Raw genomic sequence first — 1679 nt, forward strand, 5'->3', positions numbered from 1 at the left:
CTCTCGCTTCTCTCCTCGCTTTCCCATGGTCGCCTCCTTATAGCCGGAGAGTGCGGCCCGAGGTGCGATTCCTTCCAGTCTCCTCATCGAGATCGTTGCCCTTTGCGAAACGTGGCATACTCTTCGACGACATGCTGAAGGGTCATTGCAAGCCTCCCAAATCGAAGCTGGCAACCTGACGAAGCCTGACGAGATCCACTTTGGCGTAAATTCGAGTGGTCTCAAGGCTACGGTGTCCAAGATGATCGCCAACTTCCTTCAGAGATAGACCTTCGTTGATCAATCGAGTGGCGCAGGCATGGCGCAGAGCATGAGGGCCGTGATGCTTGATGGAAGTGGCGATGGCTCTCAACCGTCTGGCGACCACCGGCCAGAGCGTCCCGGCTGTCATGGGACGAAAGGGAGCTCGCACCGTGAGGAAGACCTCTCGGTGAGGTGAGGTTGGTCTCACTTCTCGCAAATATCGGATGATTGAGTCACCTATAGACTGGACAAGCGGGAAGTTATGCTTGCCGAGCCGCTTGGAACGTGTGAAGAAGATCGATTCGTCTTCCCAATGAATGTCTCCAAGTTGTAGCCGGGCCACTTCGCCCGCGCGCACTCCATATACGGCAAGCACCATCAGAATCGCGCGGTCGCGAATAGCGGAGGGGGTGTTCTCCTCCATACTGCCGAGAAGCTTTTGAACTTCGGACCATGATGGAGAGGACGGCAAAGATTCCTGCTGGAAGACACGCGGTGCCATGATGGATGCCGCAATGCCTTCCTTGCACCAGCCGTGTGTTTCCGCGAATCGGAAAAACGAGCGAAGAGAGGATGCATGGGTCTGAACCGATGCTCGTACGTAATGCCCCTCGTTGACTCTGGCAGCAAGTTTCGAGTCGATCTCGGAAATAGTCACATCGTTGAGTGACCGGCCTCCGTCGCAGAGCTGATCGAGAAACTGGCACACCGTTTGGCAGCGGAGCGCAATCGTCGCTGGCGAGAGGCCACGTTCGCGAAGCATGAAATCGGCGAACTCGATCAGCTTTTCTTCGTGCGGCTTTGCCGGAGCGTAGGCCGGCTGGAGGCGCTCCATAAAGGCTAACCACCGAACCGCCTGACGAATGAACCGCTGTTTCGAGAGGCTCGGATGAAGAATGGGCGGTACAGCTCTTCGGCTGGCCCAGCGTGTTCCAGCCTCTTCGATATCCTGTAGGCTGATGATCGAGTTGGGTCTCTCGGCTAACTTGAGACTGTCCTCGACGGCCACCAAGAGTTCGGCCGTGAGACGTAGGGTGCTCTTGGCCATTCCTTGTGATGCGCAGTGAATCATATAGAGACGGCGTTCATCTGCCAATGGCGTAGAGCGCTGGCGGGTCAACGCATGAGATCGTTCAAAGAGTTGCTCAAACATTTTCGGAACCTCTTCCTTGTAGAAGTGAAAGAACGGTCCGAATATAGTTGAGCTATCTGAGTCGGCGGATCGGCGCTCTCTGTCTGCGGCGACCGCAGACTATGTGGCGTTCAAATACTGAAACGGAGTGAATATGGCTGCCTGCTTGGCTGAACGCCACATAACTGGCTGCGCCACAGAAGATCTCTTGGACTAAACCGCTTCGCGGTATTGACGTAGCACGACCTTTCTATCAGGGCATGTTGGGTCGGTAGTAGTTCCTTACCCTGGGGGATTCCTTACG

The 1679-nt window shown here is 55.6% G+C and carries 1 protein-coding gene; it reads right to left on the reverse strand.

Annotated elements, in window-relative coordinates; translation table 11 throughout:
- Window positions 1-142: 142 nt before the first annotated feature.
- The gene (locus Q363_RS31495; RefSeq protein WP_169747219.1) at window positions 143-1291 is read right to left on the reverse strand and encodes a tyrosine-type recombinase/integrase; all 1149 of its coding nucleotides are present in this window, start codon (window positions 1289-1291) and stop codon (window positions 143-145) included.
- Window positions 1292-1679 lie beyond the last annotated feature (388 nt).

The organism is Edaphobacter aggregans DSM 19364 (assembly GCF_000745965.1).
Lineage (GTDB): Bacteria > Acidobacteriota > Terriglobia > Terriglobales > Acidobacteriaceae > Edaphobacter > Edaphobacter aggregans.